General features: G+C 74.4%; 13 protein-coding genes. 12 read left to right on the top strand and 1 reads right to left on the bottom strand.

What is annotated here, in order from left to right; genetic code table 11:
- Positions 1–15 precede the first annotated feature (15 nt).
- Positions 16–1,086, top strand: coding sequence for a carboxymuconolactone decarboxylase family protein (locus ACN267_RS06655; RefSeq protein ID WP_307821393.1), 1,071 nt, complete (start codon positions 16–18; stop codon positions 1,084–1,086).
- A 651-nt stretch (positions 1,087–1,737) separates the two neighbouring features.
- Here the strand turns inward: ACN267_RS06655 and ACN267_RS06650 are convergent.
- Positions 1,738–3,300, bottom strand: coding sequence for an FAD-dependent oxidoreductase (locus ACN267_RS06650; RefSeq protein WP_204960482.1), 1,563 nt, complete (start codon positions 3,298–3,300; stop codon positions 1,738–1,740).
- Between the two features lie 375 nt (positions 3,301–3,675).
- Between ACN267_RS06650 and ACN267_RS06645 the strand changes: the two genes are divergently transcribed.
- The 11 genes from ACN267_RS06645 to ACN267_RS06595 all read left to right on the top strand — a co-directional run bounded on the left by ACN267_RS06645 (position 3,676) and on the right by ACN267_RS06595 (position 17,277).
- On the top strand, positions 3,676–3,855 hold the full coding sequence (locus ACN267_RS06645; protein ID WP_204960481.1) for a hypothetical protein: 180 nt from the start codon (positions 3,676–3,678) through the stop codon (positions 3,853–3,855).
- A 101-nt stretch (positions 3,856–3,956) separates the two neighbouring features.
- On the top strand, positions 3,957–5,957 hold the full coding sequence (locus ACN267_RS06640) for an acyltransferase family protein (RefSeq protein ID WP_204960480.1): 2,001 nt from the start codon (positions 3,957–3,959) through the stop codon (positions 5,955–5,957).
- A 111-nt stretch (positions 5,958–6,068) separates the two neighbouring features.
- On the top strand, positions 6,069–6,995 hold the full coding sequence (locus ACN267_RS06635; RefSeq protein ID WP_204960479.1) for an alpha/beta fold hydrolase: 927 nt from the start codon (positions 6,069–6,071) through the stop codon (positions 6,993–6,995).
- Between the two features lie 215 nt (positions 6,996–7,210).
- Positions 7,211–8,152 (top strand): ABC transporter permease, encoded by a 942-nt coding sequence (locus ACN267_RS06630; RefSeq protein WP_421488196.1) that lies wholly within the window; start codon positions 7,211–7,213, stop codon positions 8,150–8,152.
- Positions 8,149–10,077: a dipeptide/oligopeptide/nickel ABC transporter permease/ATP-binding protein gene (locus ACN267_RS06625; RefSeq protein WP_421488195.1), complete on the top strand. Its 1,929-nt coding sequence runs from the start codon at positions 8,149–8,151 to the stop codon at positions 10,075–10,077. Before ACN267_RS06630 ends, ACN267_RS06625 begins: the two co-directional genes overlap by 4 nt.
- Positions 10,074–11,105 (top strand): oligopeptide/dipeptide ABC transporter ATP-binding protein, encoded by a 1,032-nt coding sequence (locus ACN267_RS06620; protein WP_281896911.1) that lies wholly within the window; start codon positions 10,074–10,076, stop codon positions 11,103–11,105. Before ACN267_RS06625 ends, ACN267_RS06620 begins: the two co-directional genes overlap by 4 nt.
- Before the next feature lie 64 nt (positions 11,106–11,169).
- Positions 11,170–12,741: an ABC transporter substrate-binding protein gene (locus tag ACN267_RS06615; protein ID WP_421488194.1), complete on the top strand. Its 1,572-nt coding sequence runs from the start codon at positions 11,170–11,172 to the stop codon at positions 12,739–12,741.
- A 145-nt stretch (positions 12,742–12,886) separates the two neighbouring features.
- Positions 12,887–14,065 carry a nucleotide disphospho-sugar-binding domain-containing protein gene (locus tag ACN267_RS06610; RefSeq protein ID WP_204960474.1) on the top strand — a complete coding sequence of 393 codons (1,179 nt, stop codon included), beginning with the start codon at positions 12,887–12,889 and terminating at the stop codon, positions 14,063–14,065.
- Between the two features lie 108 nt (positions 14,066–14,173).
- On the top strand, positions 14,174–15,478 hold the full coding sequence (gene rfbH, locus ACN267_RS06605) for a lipopolysaccharide biosynthesis protein RfbH (RefSeq protein WP_204960473.1): 1,305 nt from the start codon (positions 14,174–14,176) through the stop codon (positions 15,476–15,478).
- 213 nt (positions 15,479–15,691) lie between these two features.
- A complete protein-coding gene (locus tag ACN267_RS06600) occupies positions 15,692–16,063 on the top strand; it encodes a YciI family protein (RefSeq protein WP_204960472.1) in 372 nt (123 codons plus the stop codon).
- Positions 16,060–17,277: an RNA polymerase sigma factor gene (locus ACN267_RS06595; RefSeq protein WP_204960471.1), complete on the top strand. Its 1,218-nt coding sequence runs from the start codon at positions 16,060–16,062 to the stop codon at positions 17,275–17,277. Before ACN267_RS06600 ends, ACN267_RS06595 begins: the two co-directional genes overlap by 4 nt.
- Positions 17,278–17,337 lie beyond the last annotated feature (60 nt).

Raw genomic sequence — 17,337 nt, 5'->3', positions numbered from 1 at the left:
TGGAAGGGGATGACCGTGGGGACCCTGTTGGCCCGCGCCACCCGGCGCACCGTCCTCGCCCACGTACGGCACGTTCGCCCGGTCGACCCGTACCGCGCGGAGGGCCTCGTCGCCCGGGTGTACGCCCAGGTGGAGCAGGATTTCGGCATGCTCGCGCCACCGGTGGCGCTGCACTCCCCCGCCCCGCAGGTGCTGGCGGCGAGCTGGGCGATGCTGCGGGAGACCCTGGTGGCCACCGGTGCGGCGGGGCGGCCGGCGAAGGAGGCGGTGGCGGCGGCGGTGTCCATGGCGAACCGCTGCCCGTACTGCGTCGACGTGCACGGGGCGACCCTGATCGGCCTGCTGCCGACACTCGACGGGGCCGGCCCGGCGGTGGACCGGCTCGACGACGGCGAGTGGGGTCCGCTGTCGCGGTGGGCGCGGCGGCCCTCCCCGCACGGGCCGGCCGGGCCGCCACCGGCGCCGCCTGAGCAACTGCCGGAGCTGGTCGGGGTGGCGGTGGTCTTCCACTACCTCAACCGGATGGTCAACGTCTTCCTGCGGGACTCACCGCTGCCCGACACCCCGTCGGTGGCCCGGGGCATGGTGCACCGCACGGCGGCCCGGGTGATGGGCGCGCTGGCCCGCCGTCCCCGCCCGCCGGGGGCGGCGTTGGCGCTGCTGCCCGAGGTCGCGCCGCCGGCCGACCTGGCCTGGGCGGGCCCGACGGTGCTCGCCGAGGCGATGGCGCGCAGCTACGCCGCGATCGGGGACGCCGGCCGGCAGGTGGTGCCCGCCGGGGTACGGGAGCTGGTCGTCGCCCGTTGTGCCGACCCGCAGGAGGGCCCGACCGGCGTCAGCGCCCGCCCCTGGGTGGACGACGCGGTCACCGCGCTGTCCCCGGCGCACCGCCCGGCGGGACGGCTCGCCCTGCTCACGGCGTTCGCCTCCTACCAGGTGACCGACGCCGTGGTGGCGGACTTCCGGGCGCACCATCCCGGTGACGACGCCCTGGTCGCGGTCACCGCCTGGGCGGCCCTGACGGCGGCCCGCCGCTACGGCCCCGCGCTGGCCGGCGTCCCGGACGCGATGGAGCCGACCGGCTGACCGGGGCCCGGTCCCGTCGCCTCGTCGCCCGCCGGCCTTCCCCCCGGCCCCGACCCCGCGCAGGATGCGGGCCCGACCCCGCGCAGGATGCGGGTGGCCCCACGCGGACCGGTGCGGAAGCCGGCCGGGTGACGGTTTCTCCGGCAGCCGTATGCCCAGCGGTCACCGCTATGCCTGCGGGGCACGACACCTCCGTACAGGACGCTCCCGCTGCGGGCTTCCCGCCGCCCCGCCGGGGTGCGGTTCCGGGTGCCGACGCCCGGCACGCCGCTGCTCGCGGCCACCGCGCCGGCATTCTCCCTCGCATCAGCGCCAGCACCACGGCACGCGACCACGCGGTCCACCCGGCGCAGCGGCAGACCCCGCCGGGCGACGAGGCCCGGAGCATCGGCGGGGCGCAGCCGGAGCCGGTTCCCGCGCCGGCTCCGGCTGCCGTCCCGGGCTCCGGTCCGCGCGGTGTCCCCGGGCTCCGCCCTCATCGGCCGGGCCGGCAGCCGGCCCGGCGGCTGCCGCCCGGGCAGAACGGGCCGGGTCAAACCGCGCCCCCGTGCCGGTCGGCGCGGTGACCGTCCCGGCGTGCCACGGCGACGCCGACGCCCGGGTGGACCCCGGCAGGTCGTTACGCCCCGCCGCCGGTCAGTCCGAGTCCGGTCAGGACCCGGAGCGCTGCCCGGCGTCCACCGGGCCCGCCGGCTCGTCCCCCACCCCGGAGGCCGGCGCGGCGGCCGGCGCGGGCGTCGGGACCGGCCCGGCGGCGGGGGTGGGGGCGGGCTCGGGGACCGGCGAGGTGGCCGGCATGTCCCGGGCCAGCCGGAGCACCCTGAGCACCAGCGGTAGCCGCCACAGCATGCGCGGCGGGTCGACCAGGCCGGCGACCCGCATGTAGGCCCGGGTCACCTCGGGGTCCTTGGTCATCGCGTACTGGAGGCGGACCAGGTAGGCGTTGTGCAGCCGGATCGGCAGCGACCGCGGCCCCACCCCGGGGAAGTCCAGGTCGGTACGGGTGGACAGCTGCCACGGGTGGCGCATCAGCCGGGCCACGTCCCGCAGGTAGGAGCGGCCGTCGACGCCGGGCTGCCGGTCGAGGAACCGGCGCAGCGCGGTCACCTGCATCGCCGCGGCGGTCATCCCCTGGCCGTAGACCGGGTTGAAGCTGCACACCGCGTCGCCGAGCACGGCCAGCCCGGCGGGGAACCGGGACAGCCGCTCGTAGTGCCGCCAGACGCTGGCCGGGAAGGTGAACGACACCGCGTCGCCGGTCGGGTCGGCGTCGCGGACCGCCTGGTGGATGTCGGCCACCGGCAGGGTCCGGACGTACTCCTCGAAGCCCGCCGGGTCGGTCGGCGGGTGGTCGCCGAGAATGCCGGTGAGGCTGAGCCGGAAGTCACCGGTGGCGGTCTGCCCGAAGAACGCCCCCCGGGGGTGCTCGGGCGAGGCCACCGGGTTGATCGCGACCGGCCCGTCGAAGGTGCCGGGCCGCCGCCGGTAGGTGCGGGTGGTGTACGCCAGCCCGATCGTCATCCGCTCCTCGACCGGCCGTTCGTAGCCCAGCTCGGCCAGCCAGACGGGCAGCCGGGAGCCCCGGCCGGTGGCGTCGACCACCAGGTCGGCGTCGATTCGCTCCTCGGGGCTGCCCGGGGTGCGCTGCTGGATGCGGACCCCGGTGACCCGGCCCCGGTCCGCGGTGGCCACCAGACCCAGCACGTCGGTGTGCTGCCGGTAGGTCACGTTGGGCAGCCCGGCCACCCGGGAACGCAGGTAGTTCTCCAGCACCGGCCGGTTGCCGGCCACGGAGAGCAGCCCGGTCTCGGTACGGGCGATCGGGCGGGCGTTGAAGTACCACCGCATCAGCCCGAAGTCGCGGACCGGCAGGCCCAGCTCCTTGGCGTCGTCGAGCAGGCCGGGGAAGAGATCGGACAGGATCAGGTAACCCCGGGCGTGCAGCCCGTGCGCGTGCACGGCGTGCGACGCGCCCTTGCGCATCCCGGTGACCCCGAGCACCTCGTCGCGGTCCACCACGACGACCTCCCGGTACCAGTCGGACAGCACCCGGGCGGCCAGCGTGCCGGCGATGCTGCCGCCGGCCACCACCGCCCGGTCGCCCAGGATGCGGGGCGTCACCGGGGCCTGTGGCCCGCCGCCGAAGGCGGCGCGTAGCCGGTCGATCACCCCACCGCTTCGCGCGGTACTGCTCGCTGCGACGTGGTCGCCCATCTGCGGTGCCTCCCTGAACTCGGTCGGCGGCCCACGCGGGGCGGGGACGGGTAGCGCCCCGCCACGCACACCGCCGGGCGTGCGGCTCGCCAGGTGTGCTGCCCATGGAAGCAGAGGACGAGGGGGCGGCACGTCCTCGAACGTGCCCAATGCGGACGGTCACCGGCCCACGGGCGGCGCGGCCGGTCGGCGCGGCGCGGGTCGGCCGGCCGGCGGGGTCGGCCCGAGCGGGCTGAGCACGCTCGGAGATGACCCCCCACCTCGGCGGTTCCATCCTCGAACCGGGTACGACGGGTGCCGCCGACAGCCGCGGCCCCGACGGCGCGGTGCCGGCACCCGGCGCCGCGCGGACGGCCGAGACGAGGAGGCGGACACGTGCCGCAGGTGACCGAGAACGAGGACGGGACCACGACCTTCAGCATCAACTCCGCCGAGCTGCGCCGGCTGCGGGACCTGGTCCTCGACCGGGTGCCTGAGCTGAAGCGGGCGGTGGAGTTGGCGGAGAGCCCCGAGGTGCGTACGACGCTGCGGTTCGTGCGGTCCGTCATCCGCTGACCTCCCGGCCCGCAGGACGCCGGCGACGACCATCCCGCGTGCCGTGGGTCCCGGCCGGATCCCGGTCGGCGCACCGCCGGCCGGACCGAAAGGACGAGTACGTGAGCGTGACGACCAGGGACAGCGGCGGGGCCACGGCCGCCACGGGCCGTACGGGCGGTGACCGGGACCCGGCGATCTTCGGCATCCGCGGGTTGGCGGCGTTGGCGCTGCTGACCGTGCACGTGGCGATGTTCTCCGGGCTGCTGGGCACCAAGGCGCTGGGTGCGCCCCGACCGCCGAGCAACTTCCTCGGCGGGTTCTTCGTCAGCGGGCTGCCCTCGTTCATCGGGGTGTTCTTCGTCCTGCCCGCGCTCTACCTGTACCTGCCGCTGGCCCGGGCGATCATCGCGGGCCGGCCGCGCCCGCCGCAGGGCGCGACGATGGTCCGTCGGCTGATGCGGCTGCTGCCGGCGTACTACCTGATGTACCTGGTGGTGCTGGTGGCGTTGAACCGGGACGCCATCGACGGCCCCTGGTACGTGCTGCGTCCGCTGCTGCTGTTGCAGATCTACTCGCCGAGCCCGTTCGCGCCGCACTTCATCAACGGGATGGAGGTCAGCTGGACGGTGCCGAGCATGGTGCAGTGGTACCTGGCGCTGCCGCTGATCGCCTGGGCGAGCCACCGCTTCGCCGCCCGGGGCGCGACCCCGGTGGCGCGGGCCCGGCGGCTGCTGCTCCCGGTGCCGGTGCTGATCGCCATCGGGATCGGCTGGCTGTTCTTCGTCAAGGGCAACGGCTGGGACAACCGGATGGTGTTCTGGTGGCCGCAGGGGTTCGCGCCGACCATCGGCATCGGCCTCGGGCTGGCCGTGCTGCTGGCGTTGTCGCAGGTGTCGCCCGGGGACACGCCCCGGCTGCTGCGGCTCGCCGCGCTGCGCCCGGGGCTGTTCTGGGTCGCCGCGGTCGCGGTCTACCTGGTCAACTGCGCCCGTCCGTTCAGTGTGATCGGAATGGACGCGATCTACTCGACCAGTGGCCTGTTCATGACGTACCTGATGGTGGCCCTGTTCGGGTTGTTCGCGTCGCTGCCGCTGGTGTCGCCGGGCGCGGCCCGGACCCGGATGGTGGACGCGGTGCTGACCGCCCGCCCGGTGGTCCACCTCGGCAAGGTCTCCTACGGCGTCTACCTGTGGCACTTCGCGGTGATGCACTTCTACCTCCAGCCGGGGGCCGTGTTCAGCGGTGCCGTCCGCCCGATCCGCGAGTTGTACGGCACGGCCGGGTTCTGGGAGCTCGAGACGGTGACCCTGCTCGGCGCGGTGCTGCTGGCCACGCTCAGCCACCGGCTGGTCGAGCAGCCGCTCGCCGCCCGGGTGGACGCCGCGCTGGCCCGGCGACGGCGGCCGACGCCGCGACCACCGGCGCTGCTGCGGGCTCCGCTGCTGGCCACCGCCACCGTCGACGTGCTGTCCCCGCCGCAGGCCGGGGCGGCGGTGGCGGCGGCGGTCACCGACCGGGACGCCATCCAGGCCAACCTGGTGGACCTGGAACGGCACCTGGACCGGCATCTGTTGGCCGCCGCCGAGCTGACCGGGGAGTCGGCCCGTCGGTGGGCCGCCGCGCGGGCGGATCTGGCGCAGTTGTGGACGGTCTACCACGCCTACTCGGCGGTGGTCGACGAGGTGGTCCGGCCGTTCGCCGGCCCCGGGCAGCCGTCCGGGGCGGAGCTGGCCCGGGTCAGTGCCCTGCTCGACCAGGCGTCGGTGGTGGTCACCGGCCCGCCGCCGCCGCTGGCGCGGCGGCGGATCACTGACGACGGCCGAGTGGAGTTGACCGTGGCGGCGGCGGTGGCCCGGATGGACGAGCTGTTCCGGGGGGTCGCCGAGGTGGTCACGGCGGCGGAGGCGGTGTGGGAGACCGCCGGGGCGCGGTTGGACCGGATCGACGCGGCGCTGGCCCACCGGGCCGGGGACGGGGCGGACCCGGAGCCGACGGTGCAGCGGGCCGAGCGGCTGCGGGCGGCGGTACGGACGGACCCGTTGGCCCGCTGGCGGGACGGGAGGGTGGTCACCGACGACCTCGACGAGCTTCTCCACTCGGTGGAACATCTCGTGGCATAGCCGGCGTTTTACGCGGTTTGCTCAGGCGGTGGGGCGGATAATCATCCCGCATGGTGACCGGCGGTGGTCGCGGAATTCCCGCGCGTGGTCCGAGGGCATGAGGAGACCGTCTTGAGTACACATCGGACCGTTGGCGACGAGGACCTGTTGGCGGGGACGGAACGACACGTCCCCGCCAACGGCGTGCGGATCTGCGTCGACACCTTCGGCTCGCCGGGACATCCGGCGTTGCTGCTGGTCAGCGGGGCGTCGAACTCGATGGACTGGTGGGCCGACGGGCTGTGCCGGCGACTCGCCGACGGCGGCCGGTACGTGGTGCGCTACGACCACCGCGACACCGGCCGGTCCACCGGCTGGCCGGCCGGCGCCCCCGACTACCACTTCGACGACCTGGTCGCCGACGCCGCCGCCCTGATCGACCGGCTCGACCTCGGGGCGGCCCACGTCTGGGGCATCTCGATGGGCGGCGCGATCGCCCAGCGGCTCGCCGTGGAGCACCAGGATCGGGTCGCCTCGCTGACGTTGAGTTCGACCAGCCCCGCCCTACGGATCGGCAAGCGCCCCTACCCCGACCTGCCGCCGATGACGCAGGCGCTGATGGCGAGCTTCGGGAAGTCCCGGCCCGACCCGGACTGGGCCGACCCGGACTCCGTCGTGGAGCACATCGCCGCCGGCCAGCGACCGTTGACGGGCAGCGTCCCACTGGCCGGAGCGGAGCTGCGGGAACTCGTGGCACGGGCGGTGGCGCGTACCGTCGACATCCGGGCCAGCCTGGCCAACCACTGGTCGATCGACGGCGGGGCGGAGTACCGTGACGCGCTGCCCGGCATCACCGTGCCGGCCCTGGTGGTGCACGGCACCGAGGACCCGCTCTTCCCGTACGGGCACGGGGAGGCGTTGGCCGCCGAACTGCCCGTCGCCCGGCTGTTGCCGTTGCAGGGGGTGGGCCACCAGATGCCGCCCCGCGCCACCTGGGACATGCTCGTGATGGAAGTTCTATCGCACACCGGTGGCGGTGCCGGGAAGCCCACCGGGTGAGCACGTCTGCGGAAGACAACGGTACCTCCGCTCTGCCAGCGTGGACACGGCCCCTGACGCGCCGCTGATCACGGACGTCGGCGGGTCGTCCCTGACCACCGACGGCTGGAGCGTGACGCCATCAGACTCGACGACGCCGGCGACCCGGCCGGCCGTACGACCACAGGGGGGATCGGCGTCCGTCGAGGCGTCGGTGCGGACGGCCACCGGCGGCCATGGTCCGGCTAGTCCTGCGCCGCCTGGCCTGGACCGGGCCACTGCTGTTCGTCGTGTCGGTCCTGTGCTTCCTGCTGATCTCGTTGGTGCCCGGTGACCCGGCCCGTACGGTGCTCGGCCCGCTGGCCCCGCCCGAGCAGGTCGAGGCCCTGCACCGGCAGATGGGGCTGGACCGCCCGCTGACCGTGCAGTACCTCAGCTGGCTGACCGACGCCGTGCACGGCGACCTGGGCCGGTCGGTGGGCACCGGCACGGCGGTCGGCCCGCTGATCGCCAGCCGGTTGGCGCCGACGCTGTCACTGATCCTGCTGGCCACGCTGACCGTCGGCGTGCTCGGCACCGCCCTCGGCGTGCTCAGCGCCGTCCGGGGTGGACCGCTCGGGCGGCTGGTCGACGTGGCCTCGGTGGTGGGGCTCGCCGTACCCGGATTCTGGCTGGCCCTGGTGCTGATCACCTGGCTGGCGGTGCGGTGGCGGCTCTTCCCGGCCACCGGCTACGCGCCGTTCGGGGAGTCCCCGGTGCAGTGGCTGCAGTCGCTGGCGTTGCCGGTGGCCGCGACGTCGCTGGCGGCGGTCACCGCGGTGGCCAAACAGACCCGCGACTCCATGCTGGACGTGCTGAGCCGCGACTTCGTCCGGGTGATGCAGGCCAACGGGTTGTCCACCCGGTCGATCGTCTACCGGCACGCGTTGCGCACCGCGGCGGTGCCGGTGGTCGCGCTGCTCGGGGTGATCTCCGCCAGTCTGCTCGGCGCGACCGTGCTGATCGAGAACATCTTCGGCCTGCCCGGCCTGGGCTCCGGAGCCGCGCTCGCCGCCGCCCAGCACGACATTCCGGTGCTCCAGGGGGCGGTGGTCTGCTACACCCTGATCGTCGTGGTCATCGGGCTGCTCGCCGATCTGGCGCAGGCGTGGCTGGACCCCCGGGTGGGGGCCCGGTGAGCCGGCCGGCGGCGCTGGCGACGCGGTTGCTGCGGCGGCCGCTGGTGCTGCTCGCCGTGCTGTGGCTGCTGCTGGCGCTGGCCTGCGCGCTGCACCCCGAGCTGGTCACCGGCCGCGACCCGGTCGAGCAGGACCTGCCGGCCGCCCTGGGTGGGCCGTCGGCCGCGCACCCGCTGGGCACCGACCGGCTCGGCCAGGACCTGCTCAGCCGGCTCGCGTACGGCGCGGCGGGCACCCTGTGGGGGGTGCTGGTGGCGGTGCTGACGGCCACCGTGGTCGGGGTGGGCCTGGGCCTGCTCGCCGGCTACCTCGGCGGGCTGGTCGACGCCCTGGTCGGCCGGCTGGCCGACCTGCTGTTCTCGTTGCCGGCCATCGTGATCCTGCTGGTGGTGGTGGCCGTCTTCCCGGGTGACGTCACGATCGCCATGCTGACCTTCGGGCTGTTGCTCTCCTCCGGCCTGATCCGGGTGGTCCGGGCCGCCACCCGGTCCACCCGGGAGGAACTGTTCATCGCGGCGGCCCGGCTGGCCGGGCTCTCCGCCCCGCAGATCCTGCGCCGGCACGTGCTGCCCCGGCTGCGCGGCCTGGTCATCGTCCAGGCGTCCCTGGTCGCGGCGGTCGCCCTGGTGATGCAGGCGAGCCTGGCGTTCCTCGGCTTCGGCCCACCGCCGCCGGAGCCGAGCTGGGGCGGCATGATCGACGAGGCGCGGATGGTGATCGTCCGGCATCCGTGGGCCCTGGTCCCGCCGGGGCTGGCGGTCGCGTTGACCGTACTCTCCTTCGTGCTACTCGGCGATGCCGCCCGCGACGGCACGACCGCCGCCTGGTCGACGACGAAGCTGGCCCGCCGACGGCGGCGCCCCGGTCGGACCGGCCGGCACCGGGTGGGCGTCACCCCGGCCGCGCCTACGGCCGTCCCGGCGTCACCCGCCCCCGACGCCCTGCTGTCGGTACGCGGGTTGTCGGTCCGGCTCCCCGGCCGTCCCGACGCGGCCACCCCGGACGGCACCACCGTGGTCAGCGACGTCGACCTCGACATCGCCCCCGGGGAGATCGTCGGTCTGGTCGGCGAGTCGGGCTGCGGCAAGACGGTCACCGCGCTGAGCGTGCTCGGGCTGCCGCCGGGCGACGGCCGGGTCACCGGCAGCTGCCACTTCGCCGGCCTCGACCTGGTGCGGGCCACCGACCGGCAGTGGCGCACCGTGCGGGGCCGGCGGATCGGTTACGTCGCCCAGGACCCGATGGTCAGCCTGGACCCGACCCTGCGCGTCGGGGTCCAACTCGCCGAGGCGGTCCGGCGGCACACCGGCGCGGGCCGACGGGCCGCCCGCGAACGGGTGGTGGCGCTGCTGCGCGACGTCGGCCTGCCCGAGCCGGATAGCACCGCGCGTCGGTATCCGCACCAGTTGTCCGGGGGGATGGCCCAGCGGGTGGCGATCGCCTTCGCCCTGGCCGGCGACCCGGAACTGCTGATCGCCGACGAGCCGACCACCGCGCTGGACGTCACCCGGCAGGCCGAGATCCTGGCCCTGCTGGCCCGGACCAGCCGGGAACGGCGGCTCGCCGTGCTGCTGGTGACCCACGACCTGGGGGTGGTGGCGGCGCTGTGCGACCGGGCGGTGGTGATGTACGCCGGTCAGGTCGTCGAGTCCTGCCCGGTGACCGAGCTGTTCGCCCGTCCCCGGCACCCGTACACCAGGGGGCTGCTGGCGGCCGATCCGCACCGGGCGTCCGGGGCGGGCCGGCTGCCCACCATCGCCGGCACGGTCCCGGCCCCCGGGAACTGGCCGACGGGGTGCCGGTTCGCGCCGCGCTGCCCGCTGGCCGTCGAGCCCTGCCGGCGGGCCCCGGTGCCGCTGGACCGGACCGCACCGGCGCACGCCGTGCGCTGCGTACGGCCCGACGAGAGCCGGGTGGCGGCGTGACCGGGCGGCCGTTGCTGACGGTGGACGACCTGGTGGTCGACCTCGGACGCCGCCGGTCGGCGACGCGGGTGGTGGACGGGGTGAGCCTGACGGTGGCCGCCGGTGAGACGGTCGGCCTGGTCGGGGAGTCCGGCTCGGGCAAGTCGACGATCGCCCGCGCGATCCTGGGCCTGACCCCGGTGACCGACGGCCGGATCGGCGTCGACGGGGTGGACGTCACGCACGCCGGGCGGCGGCAGCGGCGGGCGCTCAGCCACGACGTGCAGCTGGTGTTCCAGGACCCGTTCAGCTCGCTCAACCCGGCCCGCCGGATCGGCGACTGCCTGGTCGAGCCGCTGCTCAACCGGCGGGGTCTCGACCCGGCCCGGCGTCGGGCGCTGGTCGTCGAGGCGCTGCTGCGGGTGGGCCTGCCGGCGGAGGCGGCGCACCGCTACCCCGGCCAGTTCTCCGGCGGGCAGCGGCAGCGCATCGCCCTGGCGCGGGCGCTGGTCGGCACCCCCCGCCTGCTGGTCACCGACGAGCCGGTGTCCGCGTTGGACCTGTCCGTCCGGGCGCAGATCATCAACCTGCTCGCCGACCTGCAGGCCGACCTCGGGTTCGGGCACCTGTTCATCGCCCACGACCTGGCGGTGGTGCGGCACCTGTCGCACCGGATCGTGGTGCTCTACCGGGGGCAGGTCGTCGAGTCCGGCCCCGCCGACGCGGTGTACCGGCGGCCCGCGCACCCGTACACCCGGGCCCTGCTGGCCGCCGCGCCGGTGCCGGACCCGGGTCCGGCCCGCGCCGCGCTCGCCGCCGCCGGCCGGCAACAGCCGGCCGGCCCGACGTCCGACGCCGGGGTGGGCGGGGACGGCGGGTGCCGGTTCGCGGCCCGCTGCCCGTACCGGATCGACGCCTGCACCCGGCAGCGCCCGCCGCTGGCACCGACGGCCACCGGCGCGCTGAGCGCCTGCCTGCGGCACGCCGACCTGGCGTCGGCGGCACACCCCGCGCCGGCGGCCCCGGCGGGCGTCTCACCGCCACCCTGACCGCATCTCGCACCGTCCACACCCGCACCCCCTCGACACCGGCACCCGCCGGGAAAGGATGGCCATGTTCGCGCATCGTCCGCGCCGGAGCGTCCACCAGGTACGTCTCCTGGTCGCCGCCGCGCTGCTCACGGTCGGCTCGCTGACCGCCTGTTCCGGCACCGCCGAGGAGGGGGGCGGCGGTGACGACGCCGTCCTGACCATGGCGGTGGCGGCCCCGCCGACGCTCGACCCGTACAAGGCCAACATCGACCTGAACAACATTCCGACAGTGGCGCTGGCGTACGCCCCGCTGATCCGGATGAACGCCGACCGGACGTTCACCGGCGAGCTGGCCGAGTCGTTCGGCTACGTCGACCGGCAGAACAAGGTCTTCCAGCTCAAGCTGCGCCCGGGGCTGACCTTCGCCGACGGCACCCCGCTGGACGCCCCGGCGGTGGTCAGGTCGTTGGAGTACATGCGGACGGTCAGCCCGAAGGCGAAGACCTGGGCGGCCACCATCGCCAGCATCACCGCGCCCGACGCGGCCACCGTGGTGGTCACCAACAGCAGTCCGAACCCGGTCATGCGGCAGCTGTTCAGCCAGGCGATCCTCTCCGGTTCGGTGGTCTCCCCCGCCGGGCTGACCGACCCGGGGCAGCTCGCCCAGCGCACCTTCGGCGCCGGCCCCTACCAGCTCGACCCGGCCGGCACCGTGGCCGGCGACCACTACACCTACCTGCCCAACCCCCGGTACTGGAACAAGGAGGGGCAGCACTGGAAGAAGGTCGTGGTCCGGGTGCTGCCGGACGCGAACGCCACCGTGCAGGCCATCCAGGCGGGCCAGATCGACTACGCCGCGCTGAACGCCGACGCCGGACCGGCGGTCGCCGCCGCCGGGCTCAAGCACATCACGGCCAGCGTGGCGGTGCTCGGCATGGTGCTCGCCGACCGCGACGGCACGGTCGCCGCGCCGCTGCGCGACGTGCGGGTGCGTCAGGCGTTGAACCACGCCATCGACCGGGCCACGATCGCCACGACGATCTTCGGCGAGTTCGCCCACCCGACCAGCCAGATCGCCGCCCCCGGCTTCGACGGCTACCAGGCGGCCCTGGACGACCGCTACCCGTACGACCCGGACCGGGCCAAGGCGCTGCTCGCCGAGGCGGGTTACCCGAACGGCTTCACCGTCAAGGCGGAGGCGCACACCCCGGGCATCGCCGCCGTGGCGCAGGTGGTGGCCGGGCAGTGGAAGAAGATCGGGGTGACCGTGGAGCTGACCACCGACACCCAGGTGCCGCAGTGGCTGGAGCACGTGATGTCGCGCAAGTTCCCGGTCACCGCGTTCGGCTACGGCAACCTGCCGACCTATCTGTCCTCGCTGGACTTCATGCGCCCGGTCGCCAACCCGTTCAACCCGTACGCCACCGACGACGCCCAGCTGCGGCAGGCGTTGGACCGGGCGATCGCCGAGCCGGACCCGGCCACCCAGGCGGGGCTGTTCCAGCAGGCGGTGGCCCGGCTGACCGAACTGGCCTGGTTCGCCCCGGTGGTCCGGATGGACGGCATCGCGGTGACCGGCTCCCGGGTCGCCCCGTTGGAGGCGGCGGCGGACAACGGCCTGCCGAGCGTGGTGACGGTCCGGCCGGCCGGCTGAGCGGCCAGACGGCACGCTCGGAGGTGTCCGCCTCCCCCGCCTCTGCAACGATCAATTGGTCATAGGCAGTACCGCTATTGGTAACAGTCAGTGCCGGTATCCGTCGCCGCGCATTCCGGCGGCGCCATAGCCGTCGGAGCCGCAGATGCGCGTGCTGATCACCAGCGCACCGATGCACGGTCATCTCTTCCCGCTCGTGCCGCTCGCCTGGGCGTTGCGGGCGGCGGGGCACGAGGTGCTGGTCGCGTGCACCGAGCACTTCGTGCCGACGGTGACCCAGGCGGGCCTGCCGGCGGTCTCCAGCGGGCCGGGGATGGACGTCCGTGACCTGATGCGGCCGGATTCGCCGCACGGCATCGAGGACGACCCCTACGGACACGGCGAGGTTTTCGCGACAATGGCGTCGCGGAACCTCGCCGGCACCCTGGCCACCGTCCGGTCCTGGCGACCGGACCTGGTGCTCGCCGAGCGCTCCGAGTACGCCGGTCCGGTGGCCGCCCGTGCCGAGGGCGTCCCGTACGTCGAGCTGCACTGGGGGGTCGCGGAACTCGTCGAGTACCGGGCCGCCGCCGAGACGGTGCTCCGGGGTGACCTGCACCGGCTCGGGTTGACCCGGCTGCCCCGGGCCGACCTGGTGCTCGATCCGTGGCCGCCCAGCCTGCGACTGCCGCACGCGCGGGCGCACCTCGGGCTGCGGCCGGTGCCCTACAACGGCGCCGCCCGGGTGCCGACGTGGCTGCTCGACCCGTCGTCGCGGCCCCGGATCGGGCTGACCATGGGCACCGTCCTGCCGCAGCTGACCGGCGGCGGGATGGGTGGCCTGCTCACCGGCCTGGTCGAGGAGCTGGCCACCCTCGACGCCGAGCTGGTCCTCGCCATCGACGACGAGGCCGCCCGGGAGCTGCCGCCGCTGCCGGCGGCGGTCCGCCACGCCGGCCGGATTCCGTTGTCGGAGCTGGTGGCGACGTGCCGACTGCTGATCCACCACGGCGGGCAGGGTTCGGCCCTGACCGCGCTGGCCGCGGGCTGCCCACAGATCGTGCTGCCCAAGTTCGACGACGCGCTGGAGAACGCGGAGGCGATCGCCGCCGCCGGCGTGGGGGTGGCCGTCCGGCTGGACGTGGCGACCCCGCGAGCGGTGGCCGACGCGGCGGACCTGGTACTGGGCCAGGCCCGGTTCGCGGCCGCGGCCGCGGCGGTGGCCCGGGAGGTCGCGGCACAGCCGTCGCCGGCCGAGACCGTCGAAGCGTTGGAACGGCTGGTCGGCGGAACACCGCCCACGCCGGCGGCGGTCGGCGGGTCATCCGTCCGGTGGCGGCCGTGAGCACCGCCCGCCAGCACGCGTCCCCGGTGGTCACCGGCGCGGGCCACGGACGGTCCGGCCCCGCCACCGGTACGCACACCTGTCGCGATCATGAGGAGGAATCGGGGCATGAGTGACCGTAGAGCGCTGCTGCTCGACGAGGTCCGCAAGTTCCACCAGGACGGGCAGCCCAACCAGCCGTTCATCCCGGGGGTGACCGAGATCTGGCCCTCCGGGGCGCTGCTCGACGCCGAGGACCGGGTGGCGCTGGTGGAGGCCGCGCTGGACATGCGGATTGCGGCCGGCCCGCTGGCCCGCAGGTTCGAGTCGGAGTTCGCCCGCAAGCTGCACCGCCGCAAGGCCCACCTGACCAACTCCGGCTCGTCGGCGAACCTGCTGGCGGTCAGCGCGCTCACCTCGGACCTGTTGGAGGACCGGCAGCTGCGCCCCGGCGACGAGGTGGTCACGGTGGCCGCCGGGTTCCCCACCACGGTCAACCCGATCCTGCAGAACGGGCTGGTGCCGGTCTTCGTCGACATCGACCTGGGCACCTACAACACCACGGTGGAGCGGGTCGCCGCGGCGATCGGCCCGAAGACCCGCGCGATCATCCTGGCCCACACGCTGGGCAACCCGTATCCGGCGCGGGAGATGGCCGAGCTGGCCGACGCGCACGACCTGTTCTTCGTGGAGGACAACTGTGACGCGGTGGGCTCCACCTACGACGGTGCGCTGACCGGCACGTTCGGCGACCTGTCCACGGTCAGCTTCTATCCCGCCCACCACCTGACCATGGGCGAGGGCGGCTGCGTGCTCACCTCGAACCTGGCGCTGGCCCGGATCGTCGAGTCGCTGCGCGACTGGGGTCGGGACTGCTGGTGCCCGCCCGGCGAGTCGAACACCTGCCTGAAGCGGTTCAAGTACCAGCTCGGCACGCTCCCCCAGGGCTACGACCACAAGTACATCTACTCGCACGTCGGGTACAACCTGAAGGCCACCGACCTGCAGGCCGCGCTGGGGCTGACCCAGCTGGCCAAGCTGGACGAGTTCACCGCGCTGCGCCGGCGCAACTGGCGTCGGCTGCGCGAGCGGCTCGACGGGGTGCCGCACCTGCTGCTGCCCGAGGCCACCGAGAACAGCGAGCCGAGCTGGTTCGGGTTCGTCATCACCGTCGAGCCGGGCGCGCCGTTCAGCCGGTCCGAGCTGGTGGCGTTCCTGGAGGACCGGCGGATCGGCACCCGGCAGCTGTTCGCCGGCAACCTGACCCGGCACCCGGCCTACCTGAACCAGCACTACCGGGTGGTGGGCGACCTGACCAACAGCGACATCGTCACCGAGCAGACGCTGTGGGTCGGCGTCTACCCGGCGCTCACCGATGAGATGATCGACTATGTCGGAACGTCGATCGTGGAGTTCGTCGCCGACCGGGGGTGAGCGTCGGGAAACACCCGATGTCGCAAAGACGAATTCCATTTCGTCGGCCACCGACCCGCCCGACCCGATGCCACGAGCCCACCGACAAAAGCGACGCGGCAACCGGCCGCCGCGCCGAACTACCCACCCTGAGCTGCGGTTCTGTATTGTGTCGAAGCGGCGGTGCCGTTTCGACCCACTGGTGGGACAATCATCTCCGACCTTGGAGGTGCGGTGAAGTATCTGATCCTGATCAGCCACAACGAACAGGCTCGTGACGCGTGGCAGGGCATGTCCGACGCCGAACGGGAGTTGGGCGTCAAGGCGCACACCGCCCTCGTCGACGAGCTGGCCGCGACCGGTGAGCTCATCGTCTCCGAGGCGTTGGCCGACCCGTCCACCGCCCGGCGGGTCCGGGTCGAGCGCGGCCGCACGACGGCCACCGACGGCCCCTTCCCCGAGGTGAAGGAGTACCTGGCCGGCTTCTACCTGGTGGAGTGCGCAAGCATCGAGCAGGCGGTGGCGCACGCGGCCCGGATTCCCGAGGCGCAGCTCGGCCTGGTCGAGGTGCGCCCGGTCCTCGACGCCCCCCGGGCGGACGCGTGACAGTTACCACGGAGGTCGAGGACCTGCTGCGCGAACACGCGCCGCAGGTGCTCTCCACCCTGGTACGTCTGCACGGCGGCTTCGACACCTGCGAGGACGCCGTGCAGGAGGCGCTGCTCGCGGCGGCCGTGCAGTGGCCCGAGGAGGGGCTGCCGGCCAACCCCCGGGGCTGGCTGACCACTGTGGCGTCCCGCCGCTGGACGGAACTGTGGCGCAACGACGCCGCCCGCCGTCGCCGGGAACGGGCGGTGGCGGCGCTGACCGGCCCGGAGCCCGGCCCGGTCTCCGCTGTCGACGACACGCTGACCCTGCTGATGCTCTGCTGCCATCCGGCGCTGACCCGGGCCTCCCAGGTGGCGCTCACCCTGCGGGCGGTCGGCGGGCTGAGCACCGCCGAGATCGCCCGCGCCTTCCTGGTGCCGGAGTCCACCGTCGCGCAGCGGATCAGTCGGGCCAAGCAGCGCATCCGGGCCAGCGGCATCGAGTTCCGGATGCCCGCCCCGCAGGAACGCCCGGCGCGGGTGGCCGCCGTGATGGAGGTCCTCTACCTGATCTTCAACGAGGGCTACACGGCCAGCTCGGGGCCGGCACTCAACCGGATCGAGCTGACCGCCGAGGCGATCCGGCTGACCCGCCAGTTGCACGAACACCTGCCCGACGACCCGGAGGTCACCGGGCTACTGGCGTTGATGCTGCTCACCGACGCCCGCCGGCCGGCCCGGACGGCGTCGGACGGAGCGCTGATCCCGCTGGCCGAGCAGGACAGGTCCCGATGGGACGGGCGGGCGATCGCCGAGGGGGTCGCGCTGATCACCCGGACCCTGGCCAGCGCACCGGTCGGCCCGTACCAGGTGCAGGCGGCGATCGCCGCGGTGCACGACGAGGCGGCCCGGGCCGAGGAGACCGACTGGCCGCAGATCCTCGGCCTCTACAACCTCCTGCGCCGCATCGCGCCCGGTCCGATGGTCGCGCTCAACCGGATCGTGGCGGTCGCCATGGTGGACGGACCGCGGGCCGCGCTCGCCGAGCTGGCCGCCGCCGAGGCCGACCCGGTGCTGGCCGGCAACCACCGGGTGCACGTGGTCCGGGCGCACCTGCTCGACCTGCTCGGCGACCGGGACGAGGCCCGGCGGTACTACCTGCTGGCCGCCCGGTCCACCCTCAGCGTCCCCGAGCAACGGTTCCTGCGGCTGCGCGCCACCCAGCGCTCCTGATCCGCCGACAAATGGTGGGGCGCAATGCCCGCACAGCCCGTCGGAATCGACTTGCGACAA

Origin of the sequence: Micromonospora sp. WMMD734 (genome assembly GCF_049178975.1) — a bacterium.
Taxonomy (GTDB): domain Bacteria; phylum Actinomycetota; class Actinomycetes; order Mycobacteriales; family Micromonosporaceae; genus Micromonospora; species Micromonospora wenchangensis.
The sequence above is the reverse complement of the archived record's forward strand: the minus strand, read 5'-3'. Positions and strand labels throughout refer to the sequence as shown.